The sequence below is a fragment of the Microcoleus sp. Z1_A1 genome, from assembly GCF_036700305.1.
In the GTDB taxonomy this organism is placed as follows: domain Bacteria; phylum Cyanobacteriota; class Cyanobacteriia; order Cyanobacteriales; family Microcoleaceae; genus Microcoleus.
The window spans coordinates 1-18009 of sequence record NZ_JAUBOR010000074.1 but is presented as its reverse complement, the minus strand read 5'-3'; the positions used below and the strand labels follow the sequence as shown (position 1 = coordinate 18009).

Annotated in this window: 13 protein-coding genes and 1 riboswitch; of the genes, 3 read left to right on the top strand and 10 right to left on the bottom strand. The window is 46.4% G+C overall.

Features of this window, described 5'->3' with window-relative positions:
- Positions 1 to 146 precede the first annotated feature (146 nt).
- Positions 147 to 1520, bottom strand: a complete 1374-nt coding sequence (thiC, locus tag QT973_RS25855) for a phosphomethylpyrimidine synthase ThiC (protein WP_333055192.1) — start codon at positions 1518 to 1520, stop codon at positions 147 to 149.
- Between the two features lie 7 nt (positions 1521 to 1527).
- Positions 1528 to 1624: riboswitch (TPP riboswitch) on the bottom strand.
- A gap of 124 nt (positions 1625 to 1748) precedes the next feature.
- On the opposite strand from thiC, the gene QT973_RS25850 reads away from it, so the two are divergent.
- Entirely contained in the window at positions 1749 to 2885 is a 1137-nt protein-coding gene (locus QT973_RS25850) for a DUF262 domain-containing protein (RefSeq protein WP_333055193.1), read from the top strand.
- Between the two features lie 201 nt (positions 2886 to 3086).
- On the opposite strand, the gene QT973_RS25845 is transcribed toward QT973_RS25850, so the two are convergent.
- From QT973_RS25845 to QT973_RS25835, 3 genes are all read right to left on the bottom strand, one after another.
- The gene (locus QT973_RS25845; RefSeq protein WP_333392498.1) at positions 3087 to 3647 is read right to left on the bottom strand and encodes a Uma2 family endonuclease; all 561 of its coding nucleotides are present in this window, start codon (positions 3645 to 3647) and stop codon (positions 3087 to 3089) included.
- A gap of 320 nt (positions 3648 to 3967) precedes the next feature.
- Complete coding sequence (locus QT973_RS25840) at positions 3968 to 6157, bottom strand: tetratricopeptide repeat protein (RefSeq protein ID WP_333392496.1); 2190 nt, start codon at positions 6155 to 6157, stop codon at positions 3968 to 3970.
- Positions 6158 to 6409: 252 nt separating this feature from the next.
- Entirely contained in the window at positions 6410 to 7282 is an 873-nt protein-coding gene (locus QT973_RS25835) for a 6-carboxytetrahydropterin synthase (protein WP_333055196.1), read from the bottom strand.
- A gap of 102 nt (positions 7283 to 7384) precedes the next feature.
- Here QT973_RS25835 and QT973_RS25830 point away from each other — a divergent pair, with 102 nt between their 5' ends.
- Positions 7385 to 7519: a hypothetical protein gene (locus tag QT973_RS25830; protein ID WP_333211587.1), complete on the top strand. Its 135-nt coding sequence runs from the start codon at positions 7385 to 7387 to the stop codon at positions 7517 to 7519.
- Between the two features lie 204 nt (positions 7520 to 7723).
- Positions 7724 to 9223 carry a cyclic nucleotide-binding domain-containing protein gene (locus tag QT973_RS25825; protein WP_333055199.1) on the top strand — a complete coding sequence of 500 codons (1500 nt, stop codon included), beginning with the start codon at positions 7724 to 7726 and terminating at the stop codon, positions 9221 to 9223.
- Positions 9224 to 9375: 152 nt separating this feature from the next.
- Here QT973_RS25825 and QT973_RS25820 read toward each other — a convergent pair whose 3' ends face one another.
- From QT973_RS25820 to QT973_RS25795, 6 genes are all read right to left on the bottom strand, one after another.
- A complete protein-coding gene (locus QT973_RS25820; RefSeq protein ID WP_333055200.1) occupies positions 9376 to 10056 on the bottom strand; it encodes a J domain-containing protein in 681 nt (226 codons plus the stop codon).
- 555 nt (positions 10057 to 10611) lie between these two features.
- Positions 10612 to 11574, bottom strand: coding sequence for a cysteine synthase A (gene cysK, locus QT973_RS25815; RefSeq protein ID WP_333211585.1), 963 nt, complete (start codon positions 11572 to 11574; stop codon positions 10612 to 10614).
- A gap of 58 nt (positions 11575 to 11632) precedes the next feature.
- Complete coding sequence (locus tag QT973_RS25810) at positions 11633 to 12073, bottom strand: Rrf2 family transcriptional regulator (protein ID WP_242716025.1); 441 nt, start codon at positions 12071 to 12073, stop codon at positions 11633 to 11635.
- A 394-nt stretch (positions 12074 to 12467) separates the two neighbouring features.
- Entirely contained in the window at positions 12468 to 14660 is a 2193-nt protein-coding gene (locus tag QT973_RS25805) for an iron uptake porin (RefSeq protein WP_333264967.1), read from the bottom strand.
- 292 nt (positions 14661 to 14952) lie between these two features.
- Complete coding sequence (locus QT973_RS25800; protein WP_333392494.1) at positions 14953 to 16605, bottom strand: HD domain-containing phosphohydrolase; 1653 nt, start codon at positions 16603 to 16605, stop codon at positions 14953 to 14955.
- A 141-nt stretch (positions 16606 to 16746) separates the two neighbouring features.
- On the bottom strand, positions 16747 to 17028 hold the full coding sequence (locus tag QT973_RS25795; RefSeq protein WP_333055205.1) for a 4a-hydroxytetrahydrobiopterin dehydratase: 282 nt from the start codon (positions 17026 to 17028) through the stop codon (positions 16747 to 16749).
- Between the last annotated feature and the right edge of the window lie 981 nt (positions 17029 to 18009).

Sequence of the window (18009 nt, the reverse complement as noted above, 5' to 3'; positions counted from 1 at the left end):
ACTGCCGCAAGGATAGATAGTTTTAAGGTATGTCGCAGAACCAAGAATCCCCTCGCCTTCAGGCAGGGGAGTGTCAACTAGCTAAAATGGTGCATGAGGCTGGCGGTGCGTTACACGGCGTTAACGCACCCTACGAATTAATCCAATTAGCTTTGGGCTACAGGTTCCTTAGCCAAAAACTTCTCTAATTCTGTCAAAGCATCCGCATCAACCTTAGTCTGCATCGGACAGAACTTAGGCCCGCACATCGAACAGAATTCAGCAGTTTTGTAGATATCAGCCGGCAAAGTTTCGTCGTGATATTCCTTTGCCCGTTCTGGATCTAATGACAGCTCAAATTGACGGTTCCAATCGAAATTGTAACGCGCTTTCGAGAGTTCATCATCGCGATCGCGCGCACCCGGACGGCCCCGTGCAATATCTGCAGCGTGAGCCGCGATTTTGTAAGCAATCAGCCCGTTTCGGACATCCTCAGCATTCGGCAATCCTAAGTGTTCCTTCGGCGTCACGTAACACAGCATTGCAGTACCGTACCAACCAGCCATCGCCGCCCCAATTGCTGAGGTAATGTGGTCGTATCCAGGCGCAATATCTGTTACCAACGGCCCCAAAACATAGAATGGTGCTTCGGAACATTCCTCCATTTGTTTCTTGACATTAAACTCAATTTGATCCATCGGAACGTGGCCCGGGCCTTCCACCATTACCTGCACGTCATGTTCCCAAGCTTTGCGAGTTAATTGTCCCAAAGTTTTGAGTTCAGCTAATTGAGCTTCATCCGACGCATCGTGAGTGCAACCTGGGCGCAGAGAATCTCCCAAACTAAACGAAACATCGTATTTTTTGAAGATTTCAATGATGTCGTTAAAGTGAGTGTAGAGGGGATTTTGTTTGTGGTGATGCAGCATCCACCGCGCCAAAATGCCGCCGCCACGAGAGACAATCCCAGTCAACCGATTTTTTACCAAGGGCAAATGCTCAATCAAAATTCCGGCGTGAATTGTTTGGTAATCAACACCTTGTTGAGCGTGTTTGTCAATGATGTGAAGAAAGTCATTTGGCGTCAGACTTTCCATATTACCATGAACGCTTTCTAGTGCTTGGTAAATTGGTACAGTACCGATCGGCACTGGTGAAGCTTTGATAATCGTGGTGCGAATTTCATCCAAATTCCCGCCGCCGGTGGACAAGTCCATCACGGTATCAGCGCCGTATTTCACTGCTAATTTAAGCTTGTCAACTTCTTCTTCCATATTGGAAGAGTTGGGAGATGCACCGATATTAGCATTGACTTTGCACTTGGAGGCAATGCCGATCGCCATCGGTTCCAAATTCGGGTGATTGATATTAGCGGGAATAATCATCCGTCCCCGCGCTACTTCCGCGCGGATCAGTTCTGGCGGGAGATTCTCTCGCTTAGCCACAAAGTGCATTTCCTCAGTAATTACACCTTGGCGGGCGTAGTGCATTTGAGATACATTGGTGTGCCCCTGACGCTTAGCGATCCATTCGGTACGCATATTTAATTTCCTTGATAAACAGCTTCCCTCCGCTGGTATTACCCAGACTCAGGTTCTAAGGGTGTTTTCTCAGCCCTGATATTCGGGCACCCCTAGCTAAGCTGTTGATTGTATCACCGATTTCTGTGCGCCACGGCAGCAACTAAGGAAATCTTAATATTGAGAGATAGATGAGGGGAGCGATCGGTCTATAATATCTAATAACTCAGGCAGAAAGGAAGCTACAAGATGAATACATTTGAGTCAAACAGTGAGCCATCTTCCCCCAACGATCTAGGGGATGAGGAACAGGAAAACGATATTCAGGATAGCGGGGAAGATGATAGCGCGGAAGATGAGGAGGACATTATTCCCTCCAGATTCTCCCTAGCAGTTGATCGAAGAGATTTTGATGTAGAGGGTCTAGTTAGACGCCTGGAAAGCGAAGACGTATTTATTCCAGACTTCCAGCGTGCTTATGTCTGGAAACCAAAACAAGCATCGCGTTTTATAGAATCACTCTTGCTTGGTCTTCCAGTTCCCGGCATCTTTCTAGCAAGAGAGCGAGATACAAAAAAACTGCTGGTGATTGATGGTCAGCAAAGATTACGTAGCCTTTTATATTTCTACAAAGGCAAGTTTCCTAACAGTCGGCAGTCGTTTGCTCTGAAAGGGGTTCATACAGAATTTGAGAGAGAGACATATAAATCACTGAAAGACCCATACAGACGCCAATTAGATGACTCGCTTGTATCCGCTACAATTGTCGAGCCACTTTCTCAAGGCGAGGACAGTAGTATTTATTATATCTTTGAAAGGCTAAATACCGGAGGTACTATCCTTAAACCGCAGGAAATTCGTGCTTGCATCTATCACGGCGAACTCAATAATTTGCTAGGGCAACTCAATCAAAACCCAGCGTGGCGTGACATATTTGGTCTCCCAGATAAAAACGGGAAAGATCGAGAACTTATTTTGCGATTCCTGGCTTTTTACTTCGAGGGCAACGATTATAAGCCTTCTCTAAAAGAATTTCTAAATCAATACATGAGGCAAAATAGACACCTTGCCCGCCAATCGGAAGAACAAATAATAAACGCATTTATCCCAACGATTGAAGCGATCCATAAAGGTCTTGGTAACAAAGCTTTTAAACCTCAAAAAATATTGATACCTACTTACTTTGAAGCTGTAATGGTCGTTATTGCCCGCAGGTTAGAACAAGGCAAAATTAATAATCTTGAACAACTGGGAGAACGCTATAAATCACTTATAGAAGATGAGAATTTCAGTGGAGTCGCTCAAAAAATACGTAATCTTACTAGCGCCGATAATGTTAGGGATAGGTTAAAATTTGCGTCCAATTATTTAGGAGATTTGGAATAGTAAGTGTTGCAGAAAAGTAGCGTTAATTATGATTATAGATTCCTGTGTTTCAGCTCTAACCTCTCGCTATAAATGAGCCACAAATTCTCTATAAGTGCAAGACAGCAGTTGATTGCCCACCTAATAGAACTTGCGCTGATTTGGGCTGTTAAATATATTGTAAGGCAAGATAGCAGTATGTTTGCGAGTGGCGCGATCGCCCTAACCCAATATAAAATCAACGCTCACTTCTAAATCGGGAAAAGCCAGCGGCGCAACTTGTTGACCGCGCCAAAACTTGAGCATTAAACTATAACCGTTCGGGCCGGGCTGACGGTAAACTTCCAAACAATTTTCAACTAAATCTACTAGCCAAACTTCTTGAATGAGCGATCGCGCGTAAATCGATACTTTCACATCTCTGTCATAATCAACCGTACTATCTGAAACCTCAACTAACAGCAAAACTTCAGACGGTACTGGATGGGCTGTGGCGTAGTAATCAGCGCGAGGTTGCAACAATACAACATCCGGTTGAGGTTCAGTGCGCTCAGTCAACTGGATAGGGTCTTGGACACCCAGAGTGGCCCGATCTTCTGGAATGAGGCTGAAGCGCCTGGTGAGACGCTTAACACAACTTGCATGACGAGTACCAATTGCAGCCATTTTAACAATCTCTCCTTCAATCAATTCCACCCGATCGCCCTCCGAGAGAATACCAGCCTCAGTCATCAAATGATATTCTTTTACTGTAAATAACCGTTTTTGAAGCTGAACAGACATATAACTATTCTCCTTGTTTGCAGCTTACCTAAATTTACCATAAAAAAAAACCGCCCCAAACGCAGCGGAAAAAAAACGAAAAATTTAGATGACAATCCTTAGACAAAAAGCATTTAAATGCCCGCTATCAAGTCTCGTTAAATACTCGTCAACAACGGGAGGGATGCACCTATAAATTTTGAACAACCGGATTGGGACTGAATTTAATAGTCGTGGACGCATAAATACCAAAGAAACCGGGTTTTTACCAGTTTTAAAGGTCGGGATGCAGTATTTTCGCAAAAAACCCGGTTTCTGACCACCCGTGCATCCAGGACTATTTAAGTCTCTTTTTCACCCGATTCATTTCCGTGTGTATCCTGTTTTAATTCCGATACAATTGCGCCTCGATCGCGCCAAGCTTCCGCATTGTCAGGTTTGATGGCAATAGCTCGATCGTAAGCTGCCATTGCTTCCTCATAGCGCTTTAATGCTGACAAAGCTGTGCCCAAGTGATGCCAAGCATCGTAGGAGTCTGGCTTAATAGCAATCGCTTTCTCATAAGCTGCGATCGCTTCTTCAGGGCGCTGCAATTTTGCCAAAGATTCGCCTTTGCCAAACCAAGCTTCGTAGCACTCGGAATTAAGGGTAATTGCTGATTCGTAAGAGGCAATTGCTGCTTCGTGCTGCGACAGTTTCTCGAAAGCTACGCCTCGGTTGTGCCACACTTCAAAATCCTGCGGTTTAAGGGCGATTGCTTTGTCGTAGGATTCGATCGATTCTTGATATCGTTGCAATTTTCCGAGCACAGCCGCTCTATTGTACCAAACTTCGTATTTGTCTGGCCGGATGCCGATCGCCCGATCGTAAGAATCAATAGCATCGCTGTAGCGGAGTAGTCTCCACAGCATATTGCCTCGATTGTACCAAGTTTCGTATCTGTTGGGATTGAGTTCAAGAGCGCGATCGTAAGAATCAACTGCGGCTGCGTACTGCTGTACTTTGGCCAGCATCGCGCCTCGGTTGTGCCAAATTTCGCTGTCGGTTGCTTTGATAGCCAGGGCGCGATCGTAACTGGCGATCGCTTCTTCGTAATGCTGCAATTGACCCAACAAAGCCCCTATGCTGTGCCAACAAGCGTATTTTCTGGATTCGCTCAAACTTGCTCGCTCGTAACAGGCGATCGCCTCTTCGTACTTCTGCAATTTTGCTAGCAAATGCGCTTTATTATACCATGCTTCGTAGTTATCCGGTTTAATAGATATTGATTGGTCGTAACAGGCGAGTGCTTCTTCCGGGCGCTGCAATTTTATTAACACATTTCCGCGCCAATACCAAGCCTCATGCAAAAAATTATTCGCTAAAACAGCTTTTTCCAAACAGACTAATGCTTCATCATAATTGCCTTGAAAATAAAGCCCTTCGGCTTGCTTGATATAATCGTCAGCAATCAAATTTTCATTGCTAGCCGGCGCTGTTTGCGAATTTTGGGAATTGTTTAAAGCCGGTTGATGTGCGACTTTGAGAGCTTCTTTGGCAACAACTGCGGGAACTTGGGCAATTTCTTGAACAATTTGAGATTTTTTATCGTCAACTTCTCTCAGCAAAACTTGCAGGTGCATAATAAATTGAGATTTGAGAGTCTCAATTTGCTCCACGGAAGATTTGGAAAGTTCAGTTTCTCTAGTTAAAAAATCAAGGGATTGTTTAGCTGCACCCATTTGCGCGGCTAATTCATCCCTCAACTTTTGATTCAATTGGCTAGAATTTATGAGTTCTGATTCCAATACACCAATACCCTGCAATCGTTTATTGGCATCAGCCACCAACTGTTTGATTATCAGCCGTCGCATCATCCAAAAAAATGCAATTGTCACCGGTGGAAATACAGTACCAAGAATTAGTAAAATATTGAGCAGAGTTATGGTAGTATTAAAACCATATCCAGATTCAGATTCAGAACTACCACTAGACGGGGAGATAAAAGCGAAAACCTCGCGAACTTGAGGATTGCTTTCAGCCCCGGTTTCGATTAATTTAGCTAGCCAGGTTTCTTGTAAAGATTTTGTTAGTTCATCGCCGGATGCAGCCGGAGGATTCGCCTTGGTTTTTGCACTAGCAGATACATCCGGTTGAGCGGCAGCTACGAGCAAACCTGTCGGCGATTTTACAGCAATTCGCGGGGAAAATTGTTCGTGAGCGATCGTCTCAGGCTCGCTAATTGACTCAGCCCGACGGGATACAGTAATATTTGGGGAAAATTGTTCGTGGGCGATCGTCTCGGGCTCGCTAATTGACTCAGCCGGACGCGATTCAGTATTATTTACCGCATCAACAAAGTTGCTAGCCTGCGGTGTCTCAGGAGAAATAGGATGTGCAGCAGGATTGGCGCTAGTATTAGCAGTTAAATTGTGGGATGCGAGGGCAGCCAGAGTCAAGAGAGCTAGATTAGAGACGCGCATAAACGTCAACTCATTTACATTTAGGAGAAATTGGTGCTGGGTTGTCAGCGATCGGGCGATCGACCTCATACTCTCAGCAGTTAGAATAGCTGACTAGAGGAATGCTGACTTACTATCTCCAAAATACGCGCGCAGCCTGACTTTTCAGGAAAAGTGCCAATAATTCTGGCTGTGGAACTTTTGTCCAAAAATATATTCTCGCGCCTAATCCGGTTGAAAAACTCTCGGAATCATCATTAGGCTGGTAGGGCGGGCTTCACCAATCTGCACAATTAGCCAAAGATCCGGGTGAACCCGCCCCAAACGATGCGATTTTTAAATCTAAACCTTAGCTAAAATCGCTTCCGGCTGCTGACTTTGTGCCGCCACTTCCTCTAAATCAGCACCGTAAATTTCACAGCTATTATTCGGACTTTCAATCAGTTTAATCTTGTGCAACTCGGCGCCCAATTCCCGAACGGGCGATCGCAATAATTGCCCGATCCGAACAGCTATATTCTCCGCAGTAGGCACAACCTTCTCAAAATAAGCAATATCCTTATTTAAAAAAGTGTGATCGAACGGTTCAACAACATAATCATCAACGGCTTTTTGCAAAGCTCCCAAATCAGCAATCATGCCAGTCCGCGCATCCATTTCCCCTTTAACAGTCACCTCTAAATGATAATTGTGACCGTGACCGTTGGGACGAGCACATTTGCCGTAAATTTCCGAGTTTTCTTCAAAGCTCAAATCGGGACGAGCCAACCGATGGGCCGCGCTAAAATGAGTGGACAAAGTTAGATAAGCTTCCATTCCGTTTCCTAAATATTCAGCCCAAAGTTCGGGATGTTCAAACAATTGAATTTTGGTCACAGGCAAATGAGGGGCTAGGCGCAGCCAAATTTGCCGTGCTATGTTTTCGGTAGTTGGCAGAGTCTGCTCAAATTCCGGCCACGCTTCGTTGAGAAAGGAAAAATCGAGATCCTTGATAACTTCCCGCTTGATGACGTGCTTGACATCAGACAGGTTGAGCACCATGCCGTACTCGTCGAGTTCGCCTATCATGGAAACGTAAAGAACGTAATTGTGTCCGTGTCCCGGTGCGCGGGCAGTTGGGCCAAACCGCTCAAAGTTCTCGGCTTCGCTTAACTCCGGCAGCCAGTACCGGTGACTCGCCGAAAACTGTGCCCGACGATTGATGATGCACTGCATAAAAGTCAAGTAGGGTAAGCTTGTTAAGTTCTGTAAAGGACTCGCTTCTTAAGGATAAACTAATTTTTGCTGGAATTTTTCGATTATTAGAGGGTGCTGTAAATGAATTTCTACCAATTTTCCCAATATTGGCAACAAGTCGGCGATCGATCGAGCCACAGATCCCATTTTACGCCACAACACAGATATCCGGCCGAAAATACCGCTACAAAACAGTTTCTCGCCATCTGTTACTAACCCATCAGTTACGAGTCTTTGAGAAAGTACGCGCGTGCGTATCTATCCCCTTGGCGAAGCGTTCCCGAAGGGTAGGGAATAGACCTTTTTTGCCACACAGGACACTCCACAGTTCGAGTTTTTCCCCTAAGCTCTGCAATAGTTAGCAGTTTGCGGTTCAGTTGCGCTAAAAACTAATCACCATTTACCCATTACCAAATATTAATGAATTCGATTACTGCACGAGCCGATCGCTTTTTTGAACATTTCTGGGGTGCGATGACAACCCCGCTATTCTATATCGGGGACACTCATCTGTCCATCAGTGCGATCGTCAAACTCATAATCTTAGCTATATTTGCCTTGATTATAGCTAAGATTATCAGTGAAGGAATCAAGCGCAGTTTGCTAGTTCGGATGGGATTGGATCGTGGCAGTCGAGAAGCAATTTCCACCATCATTAGCTATATTTTAGCAACTCTTGGCTGTATATTTGTCCTGCAAAGTGCCGGCCTCAACCTCACGTCTCTCACCGTTTTAGCTGGGGTTGTCGGCATTGGTTTCGGCTTCGGCTTGCAAAATCTAGCCAGCAACTTTATCAGCGGTCTCACCCTGCTATTTGAACACCAAATTAGAGTCGGAGACTTTATTGAAATAGACAATTTATTAGGAACAGTCGAAACAATTTCGATCCGTTCCACAATTATTAAAACAATTGACGGACTATTTGTGATCGTACCAAATATTAAGTTTGTCGAAACTAACATTATTAACTGGAGTTACAGAGACCCCAGATGTCGCCTCCACATCCCCGTCGGTGTTGCTTACGGATCTGACCCAGTAATAGTTACGGAAGCACTATTAATTGCGGCGCGGATGGAATCGAATGTCTTGTCCCATCCTTCTCCTAAAGTATGGTTTCGCGGTTTTGGAGATAACGCTTTAAATTTTGAACTTTTAGTTTGGATTGACCAGCCACAGGAAAGCGATGCTATTAAAAGTGCAGTAAATTTTTTAATAGATTACGAGTTTCGCCACCGAAATATCGAAATCCCTTTTCCACAGCGGGATTTGTGGCTGCGAAATCCGCAAGAGTTAACTCATTTTTTTCACAATAACAAAGACGAGAATTCCAACGGCAAAGTTTTTCCGCAGAATACCAAACATTCAGCAGATTTAAAATCTAATTCCACCCTTTCTGAACCTAAAAATCCCGTACCTAAATCCCCTAATAATTGGACGCTGCGAGATTTGTTGCGGCGAGTAACTTATTTTGAACAGTGTACGGATTTAGAACTGCGGCAGTTAATTGAATATGGCTACCGACAACTGTTTCCAGCGGGACAGGTGGTATGTAAAGAAAATGACCCAGGCGATTCTTTTTATATTATTCTTTCGGGTACTGTAGAAGTTCTTTCTCAAAAAGCCGATCAGTATATTGCTACGCTTCATGAGGGCGAGTTTTTTGGGGAAATATCTTTGCTGTTGGGTACTCCGAGAACGGCGACTGTTAAAACTAGCGAAGATGCAATTTTGTTTGTGGTGGAACGTCACGATTTGCAAAAACTTTTAAGAGAACAACCCAATTTAGCCGATCAGATTGCTCAAAAATTGTCGGAACGCCAGCAAGCTTTGAGAGACTTGGGATTGTTGGATGGCGACTCTCTGGGACAAACTCCTTTTATTAAAATTCGCAAGCGCATTCAAGTTCTTTTTGGAATTTGAAAGAGGGAAGTTCGGCAACGAGCAATGTACGGGATGTAAAGGATAGAAGGAAGAAGGAAGAGGGAAGTTCGGCAACGGATTTTGTAACGGATGTAACGGATGTAAAGGATAGAAGGAAGAAGGAAGAGGGAAGAGGGAACAATCTGCTTTTATTAAACTTTAATTTTTAATTCCTCCTGCGCTTCCCGCCGCAGTCTAGCGGCAATTCTAAACAGTTCTTGACCGGTGTGCAAGTGGCGATCGTCATAATTGAGGGTAAATAAATACAATTCTTCTATGCCGTCTCCGACTTGATTGATAGAGTAGTAGAGATGAGCGGCAACTCCGGCTACATTAGATGGATTAGGCATTGATGTAAGAAAGTTATGAGCTTTTTTGAGGAACTCGCGGCTGGTTTCGATATAAAGTTGAAACTTTTCTATCAGTTCGTCATCAAATGGATCTGCGGACAATTCGTCTATTTCTTTTTTAAGCGGCTTCAAGATACTGTTGAGCATTCTATTGACGGGTTTGTATACTTTAATCAGCCACTGTTCCATTAGTTCATCCGCGTCCCTTGCTGTTTGTGTTTGCTGGCGGCTGACGTTTGGTGCGGCTGGTGATTGCTGTTCGGTTTGCTCGGAAAATTGGCGATCGTAAGATTGTCTGTGCTGGGGGTCTCCTAATATTTCATAGGCTGCATTGAGGCGGACAATCTCTTCGTGACCCGCTGTGTCGCTGCGACTGTCTGGATGAAATAATTTGACTAAACGGCGGTATGCTTGTTTAATCTCGGCTTGTGTTGCGCTTGGGCTAATCTTTAGGGTTTTGTAGTGATTGATAACGGAAGACACGCTGTTATTTCCTTGAAATCTGGATAATCTGTGAAAAAGTGCTTGACAAAAATATCATTTTTTGCTAAGTTTTTAAGTATTTATCTGATATAAATGTCAAAGATTGTCAGTAAAAAAACTCAGTTTTCAACTTATCATAAATCTATTTTAGAAAAACATTGAGGCTTTGGAAGTGGTAAGCCGATCGACCTTGGGAACTCATATAGCGCTGCTCCCGCCAACAGTTAGCTCCTTCTTTTCTTTTCTCTTCCTTCGCCACAAAAGCGGTCAGCGCCCGCTTCGCTAACACGCCGAAAGCGGTTCAAAAAAAAGCGCCTTCAGAAAATCGGCATCATATCAAATCCGGTAGCATCGTCCTGTATTCATCTCTGTATTCTCTCCCTCTGCGTTCTCTGCGCCCTCTGCGGTTAAATCATTCCGATGCAACCGGAAACGATATCGATCGCGATCGAGAAAGCTACAATCTATCGCCATTCTTTCATCTACTAAAAAGCCAAGCAGAGCGTACAGTCTACGCCCTGCCCTGTGTTTCTGCGACTTGGGCCGGAGGCTAGCCTAGTTGAGGGCCATCGCCAGATTGAGTTCTGGATCTTGGAACAAGGGAGTGCTCAGATAGCGTTCGCCGAAGCTAGGCTGAATCATCACAATCAATTTCCCTGCATTTTCGGGACGCTTGCCGACTTTCACCGCCGCACATAGTGCCGCACCGCTGGAAATACCCGACAAAAGTCCTTCTTCTCTGGCTAAGCGACGGCCGTAGGCGATCGCCTCGTCATCCGTAACAACTATAATTTCGTCGATCGAATCCACATTCAGCACCGGCGGTACAAAACCAGCACCGATACCTTGAATTTTGTGAGGCCCAGGCTTTCCGCCGGAAAGTACCTGACTGTTAGCCGGCTCAACTGCGATCGCCTTAAACTCGGGTTTCCGGGACTTAATCACCTCCGAGATACCCGTAATCGTACCGCCAGTCCCAACCCCAGAAATCAGGAAATCCACTTCGCCGTCTGTATCTTCCCAAATTTCCTCAGCCGTTGTCGAACGGTGAACCTGCGGGTTTGCTGGATTCCGAAACTGCTGCAACATATAGGCATTGGGAGTTTTGTCCACAATCTCTTGAGCGCGGCGGATGCAGCCACTCATGCCCTCAATTCCGGGAGTCAGTTCTAGTTGGGCCCCGTAAGCTCGCAGCATCGATCGGCGTTCCGTGCTCATCGTATCCGGCATGGTCAAAATCAACTGGTAGCCCTTAGCCGCTGCCACCATTGCCAGAGCAATTCCGGTATTGCCAGAAGTCGGTTCCACTAAAACCGTTTTGCCTGGACTAATCAGCCCTTCGGCCTCTGCTTGATTGACCATATTGACACCGATGCGGTCTTTCACCGATGCTGCCGGATTCATGCCTTCGAGTTTTACCACAATCCGAGCCACGCAGCCTTCAGCTTGGGGAATGCGGTTGAGTTGCACCAAGGGCGTCCGCCCTACCAATTCTGTAATGTCGCCAGCAATACGCATAATCTTTGTCAGTTTGTGGTTGAAAGTAAATGTTAATTCCTAGTTGGCAATATTTTAACTAGATGTAATACATGATATCGAGCTGCCGTCTGCCATTGCGCTTTTCGCACAGATCCTGTAGCGTATATTTTTGCAAAACTGAGTTGGCAATCGATCGAGCTTCTTGCCAAACTTCCCAAATCACCGCACTTTCTACAGTTTGAGCAGGCGAGTCTTTTTCAGAGCGATCGAACTCTGAGCCTTCGAGACAGTTGATAATTTCTAGGAGGGTAATTTTCCACGGTTCCCTCGCCAAGATATAACCTCCCTTAGCTCCTCGCTGGCTGCGAATCAGCCCGCAGCGTCTCATGGTAGCCAACAACTGCTCTAAATATCGATCTGGAATATTTTGCTGAGCCGCTATCTGGCGAATTTGCAGAGGCTCGCCTTCTTCGTAGCAATCGGCAAGCTCCAGCAAAGCTAAGATTGCGTATTCGCTTTTACAGGAGAGTTCTACCATAATTGCTTCCAATACCAGAATTATCAACTCCGAAGTCAGATGTTAAAATTCTCCTCAATGTTGAGTTCCCAATTCTAACTCCTAACTTTACCTTTTATTATACCCCGGTTTTCCACTGAACTTAATCGACTTTCATCACTTCATCGTTGGAACGATCGGCAATCTGAACCCAACAAACCCAGTTTCTCGTTTCGACTTCCTCCCCTTCCACCACAGCCTTACCTCAAGAAACCTGGTTGTCTGCCTCTCTGACTGATAATTTTTAATTTTTAATATATTCTTGGCGCCCCCTTCCTCCCGCCAACAAAAAAGCCCTGCGCTAGGCAGGGCTAAACTTGGCCTTTAGAGTGGCCAGCAGAGAGGTTATAACCTCCCTGCCTCCTCTAACCCGCTCTTAGAACGTGAAAGTAGTTCTCAGAGTACCAATGATGATGTCATCATTACGGTCATCTTGATTAGGATTTGTCACCCAAATCACGCCCGGAGTAACAGAAATGTTGTCCGAGAGCTGAAACTTGTAGAACCCTTCAACGTGATAGGAATCATCGTTGCGGAAGCTCCGCAAACTGCTTGCAGCTTCAAGTTTATCCAAGTAAGGCTCACGACCTACCACGAACCCTAGCAAGTTGCCTTCTTTCCCTAAATCAGGCAAAGCCAAGGTGACAGCGTAGTTCCAGATTTTCGCATCGCCGATGCCGAGAATGCGGGCATTGGTTAAACCTGCCCAGCCACCAAGGATAAATCTCGGGCTCAGCCGCAACGAAGCCTGAGCACCGTAGGAGTTGCTGACAACTTTGCGAGCGCGGAAGCCATCAAAGCCTTCGTTCAAACCGTTGAGAGAATTAGCCACGCCGGTACCCGTGAAACCGCCGGGGACGCTGGCCCCGAAACCGTTGTCAAACCCAAAGTTACCTCTGTTAAAGTAACCGTGGTTGTAGTTGAAAGCAACTTGCAAGTTGCGTCCGGGGGTAAAAGTCAACTGACCCATCGCCGTGTAGTCGCCGTTCGTCAAGCCTGCACCCCTAGCCGGACTGGCTGCATTTGACGCCAAATAGCCAAAGGACAAAGAAGTTGGGCCGAACACCCCGCCCAGCAAGCCCCTGCCGCCGAAGGCATAGTCAAAGCCAATACCTGCGCCACCGCCCAAGCGGTAGATGGGGTTGCGCTGTCCAAAGGCACTCAGTGATCCGTTGCCACCGTCAAAGTCTTCAAAGTAAGGGTTGACAGTCGGCATAATGTCGTCCCACACAACATTGTTTGCTGCAAGGGTAACGTTCAGTCGCTGACCGACGGGGAACTTATATAGCAAGGTGTCGAGGGCAACAACGTTGTCGGTTCTGCCGACTACGTTCCAAGTTTGAGTGCCTTCGCTTGTAGCCCCAAGGTTGAAGTTGCCACCGTTGCCGACTTGAAGCCTGGTCAGCAGCAAGTCTCTGCCGGTGAAGCTAGTGTTTAAATTCAGACGCACCCGCTGTTGGAAGACAGCTTCGTTGTTGTCGCTGCCAATTCTTCTTTCGTCTGTGCCAAACAAGCCAACGTTACCACCAAAGTCGTCGCTGAGAGCGAAAATAGCTTCCCCAGTCAGCTTAGTAGTGGTGGAGAATTGGTTGGCTTCGAGTTCGGATGTCCGAGCTTCCAGAGCATCGACGCGACCGCGCAGGGTTGCCAGTTCCGCTGCAAATTCTTCTTGGAGCCGTTGGAGGGCTGCCAAGTCATCTCTCGTAGCGAAGTTGCCCGTGCCGCCTCTAATTAGCTCGCTCACCTTGTCTAAGCAAGCATTTAAACCGGCTGCGAATTCGTAGCGAGTCATTGCCCGGTTGCCGCGGAAAGTTCCGTCGGGATAACCGGCAATACAGCCGTAGCGCTCGACTAGGGATTGCAGTGCTTGGAAGGCCCAGTCTGTGGGCCGCACGTCGGAGAGTTGGGAAACTGAGGTCACTTGACCTTGAGTTTCGCCACCGGCAGCACCTTCGCTGCTGTACTCGTTGAGCTGTTCTAATGTGGCGGCTGGGTTTTGCTCTTGTGGTGCGGCAGTTTGGGCTAAAGATTCAGCCGGTTGTGGCAAACTTTGTTCTGCCGACTCTGCCACTGCCGGGGCTGGAGTTTCTAATTGAACTGCACCGATTTGCTCTGGGAGAGCGGTAGCTGCCGGGGCTGGAATTTCTAGTTGGGCTGCCGGGGCAGAATTTTCTACTGGTTGAGCTACTGTTGGCTCAACTGCGGCTAAAGATTCACTTGTAGGTTGTGATGCCGCTTGGGGCTCTGCCTCAGCAGGGGCTGTGTTTGCTCCGACGATCGCACTTTCAGTTGCAGCCGTGGCCGAATCTTCAATCGCTGCGTGGGTTTCGCTGCCAGCGACTTGGGAAATTTCTTCTACTGGCTCGGAGGCTGCAGTTGTTTCGGAAACAGCAGCTAAAGCATTTAGTTTCGCTTCGGAGGTTTCAGCGGTTTCAGCTTTTGCGACAGCGGGATTGACCGCATCAGCAGCCTGCTGAGCGTCTGCTGCCATCGCGCTCGAAGAAACTACTAGGGTAGCTCCTAAGACTGCTGGGCTGATTAGTAAGTAACTCCACAAAAATTTCGACATATTCACTCTCATCCTCACACCGATTACAGAGAAACTTTTCTAGTCTTCTATGTGGTCAGTCGTTGCTCAACTAGCATACTCTAAAAAGAGACCTAAAATTCACTTTTTCTTTGGATTCTTTTGGGCTGACCGAGTATATAGATGTGACTGACGGCTGCATAAAGCCTGTTTTTAAACCTTTACTCAACGGCGTCAAAACCCTACCCGGCTTGGGCTGTGGATTGATTTGACTGCTGACACTAGACAGCACCCGATTGCCTATTTACTTTTTAGCACAGCACGCCCGACTCGTCTAGGCTGATTCGACTTTAACATCCAAGCTGTGCCCGAGGACGCTAAAGACTTGGCGATGATCGAACAATTCTAACAAATCAGCGTTGATTTTGTTGTGAGCTGCTTCTTGCCGCAAAATTTTCATCGCTGCCTCTGTTCGCAGAGCTCGCTTGTAGGGGCGATCGCCTGCTGTCAGGGCGTCGTAAATATCGGCGATCGTCATCAATTGTGCTTGAATTGGAATTTCTGACTTGTTTAAACCTCGCGGATAGCCTGTGCCGTCGAGTTTTTCGTGATGTCCGTAGGCAATGTCTGGAACATTTTTTAAATCCTTTGTCCAAGGAATTTGTTTGAGAAACTCGTAAGTGTGAGTTACATGAGATTCTATTTCAGATCTTTCTTCCGGCGTCAGGTTGCCCCTCGACACCATCAATTGCAAGATCTCGTCTGAGTTCAGCAGGGGTTTCTTTGCCCCATCTATATCTCTGTAAGTTTGTCGAGAAATCTCTCGCAGTTGAGCTAGGGGTTCTGCTGCCAAAATGTGAGGCTCGTTTGCCTCTAGCAGCACTTCCCAGTATTCTGCTAATCTGGTTTTGGCCTCTGCTAGCTTAGTGTCTAGCTGTTCGATTTGCTGGCATTGAGCGCACTCTGGCTCTTGGCTCGGGTGTTTTCGGTAGGTCGAATGCTCCAGCAAGTATTTATATTTAGACTGGACGCATTCCATTTCCATCGTCCGTTGAGCTAAGCCAAAGCGGTGGCGAATGATTTCTAGCTGTGCGGGGTAGAGCTTTTTCTGTTTGGTCAAAACTGCTTCTGGCACTCCTATTTTGCCAAAATCGTGCAGCAGGGCGGCGTAGCGAAGTTCTTGAATTTGGCGGTTGTTAAAGTAAATAGAGCGCAGTCGTCCGCTGCTGACGGTGTTTACTTCTTCTGACAGGCGTACTGTCAGGGCTGCTACTCGTTCTGAATGGCCGTAGGTACAGGGGTCTCTGGCTTCTATGACTTGCACCGAGGCTTTGACGAAGCCCTCGAACAAGTGTTCTATGCTGTCTTGGAGTTGATTGCGCTCGATCGAGATTGCTGCTTGAGAAGCGAGCGATCGAACTATCCTTTCTTCCCACTCCGAATACTGCTGCGTCGCTTCCCAGGCATTGTCTGCTGTCAGCACCGTATCTGGCTTTGTTTTGCGGTTGATCAGTTGCAGTACACCTATTGTCTCCCCCTGTCGGTTTTGCATCGGCAGTACCATTACCGAGCAAGTGCGGTAATCAATATCCCTGTCAAAACTGCTATCTAGCCGATAGGGTACGCCGGGGGGTAAGTCGTAGGCATCAGATAGGTTCAAACTTTGACCGGTAATTGCCACGTATCCCGCCAAACTTTTGTCTGTCAGTGGCAGGGCAAACTCTTTAAACGACAGGCTCGGTTTAGAAGCATTTTGGGCTACCTTGAACAGCAGCTTAGATGTATCGTCGCTGTGATCTACTAAGTAAACGCTGCCAGCATCGCTGTAGGTAATTTCCCTACTTTTGGATAAAATTAAGTTTAACAAGTCGCCCAAATCTTGGGCGCTCGACAGAGCAGCGCCAATATCTAAAAGCTTTTCTATCAGATCGGTTTTTTCGGCTGCAGCAGACTCGTTCTTGAACTCTGGCTTTTCAAATACGATCATGGTCGGATGATGGGGAATAGCCTGTTATACATTGAACGTTGGGCCTCTCGACTTTTTCACACCCGATTTTAACCCCAAGTCGATTTTTTATTTGCGAGCTTTTCTCTAGCGGGGACTCTTGTTGGGTCAACTGGCACTCTTTTAATCTAGCGCAGAAATCTCTTGGGCTAGCGCAAAGTCTTTCTCAGTTAAGCCTCCGGCATCGTGGGTTGTTAAGTTAACTGTAACTTTGTTGTAGGAGATTTCTATGTCGGGGTGATGTCCTGCGGCTTCTGAGGGGGCGACCAACTTATTTACAAAGGCGATCGCTTCGATAAAATCTTTAAATAAACGGGTAGAGCGCAGTTGTTTACCTTCAATTGTCCAGCCTGACAATTGACTGACGCGATCTTGAATTTCAGTATTATTAATTAGCTCAGCCATATTTTTTTTTCTTTGGGATTAGGAATGGCAGATTAACTGCCAACGTTTAGAAACCCTGACCAAAAACTATCCGCTCTCACCAATAGCGTTTAGTCTCAAGTTTTAATACTTAAGATTTAACACTATTTGAGGTGAGAGCGGTCTAGCGGGTCTTCAGATTAGAACCTGACTGCCGGGAGAATCCCTAGCTCAGCCTGGTTCCCCGTGGAAGTCGTTTCCCGTTGGAGACGACGGCTGACTGCTAGTGAGCGGCCCCGGCGCACAGCCGGTAGTTTCCAATCTGATGACCCATGCGTTTACTACTTTCTATCATGGGCATCACCTCCAGGTTTAGCTAAATGGCTTTATATTGGAACGCACATCACCTAAATACAAGATTTAAGGTGATGATTTGTGCGCTAGCCATTGCCAGCGTTACCAGAAGAACTTGCGTTCTGAGTATCGTTCTAGTATTCACAATTATTAGAATAACACAAGGAATTAGAAGTGGGGGATGCAAATTGAGATTTTTGCAATATCGGGGGAAATTACTGCAGCAGCAAGGTCTTCGATCTCTACAGCAAGCGGGCGATCGTAGTTTTAGCCATTTGCCCATATTTTCTTCAGAATCCGGGCTGTGCGGTTATCAGGTGCATGGCCACTCTGGGGGCTGGGAAAGGCCGATCGATTTCTTACCAGATAGGAGACTTCACCAGATATAGAGACACGAGTTGTTCTAGCAGCAGGCAGAGTTTGTTTTTGTTGTACAAAATCAACTTTTTTTAGGGCGCTAATTCGATCGAATCCTGGAAACAAAAAGCTCCCGCCTGGTGGCGGGAGCTTTTTAAGCATTAAGGGTAAAGCCTAAACTGCTTTATCTTACCCTTTTAAAAAGTTGGAATTTTTGATATTTCGCGCTGATTACAGTGCGTTACCGCGAGGCAGAACTTCTTCAGGGAAGATGAAGTTTTCGTGGGGTTGGTCAGTCGGAGCCATCCAAGC

Bases quoted from the DNA above. Each gene is read 5' to 3' on its own strand.
- thiC (WP_333055192.1), bottom strand. From the start codon at position 1,520: ATGCGTACCGAATGGATCGCTAAGCGTCAGGGGCACACCAATGTATCT.
- QT973_RS25850 (WP_333055193.1), top strand. From the start codon at position 1,749: ATGAATACATTTGAGTCAAACAGTGAGCCATCTTCCCCCAACGATCTA.
- QT973_RS25845 (WP_333392498.1), bottom strand. From the start codon at position 3,647: ATGTCTGTTCAGCTTCAAAAACGGTTATTTACAGTAAAAGAATATCAT.
- QT973_RS25840 (WP_333392496.1), bottom strand. From the start codon at position 6,157: ATGAGGTCGATCGCCCGATCGCTGACAACCCAGCACCAATTTCTCCTA.
- QT973_RS25835 (WP_333055196.1), bottom strand. From the start codon at position 7,282: ATGCAGTGCATCATCAATCGTCGGGCACAGTTTTCGGCGAGTCACCGG.
- QT973_RS25830 (WP_333211587.1), top strand. From the start codon at position 7,385: ATGAATTTCTACCAATTTTCCCAATATTGGCAACAAGTCGGCGATCGA.
- QT973_RS25825 (WP_333055199.1), top strand. From the start codon at position 7,724: ATGAATTCGATTACTGCACGAGCCGATCGCTTTTTTGAACATTTCTGG.
- cysK (WP_333211585.1), bottom strand. From the start codon at position 11,574: ATGCGTATTGCTGGCGACATTACAGAATTGGTAGGGCGGACGCCCTTG.
- QT973_RS25810 (WP_242716025.1), bottom strand. From the start codon at position 12,073: ATGGTAGAACTCTCCTGTAAAAGCGAATACGCAATCTTAGCTTTGCTG.
- QT973_RS25805 (WP_333264967.1), bottom strand. From the start codon at position 14,660: ATGTCGAAATTTTTGTGGAGTTACTTACTAATCAGCCCAGCAGTCTTA.
- QT973_RS25800 (WP_333392494.1), bottom strand. From the start codon at position 16,605: ATGATCGTATTTGAAAAGCCAGAGTTCAAGAACGAGTCTGCTGCAGCC.
- QT973_RS25795 (WP_333055205.1), bottom strand. From the start codon at position 17,028: ATGGCTGAGCTAATTAATAATACTGAAATTCAAGATCGCGTCAGTCAA.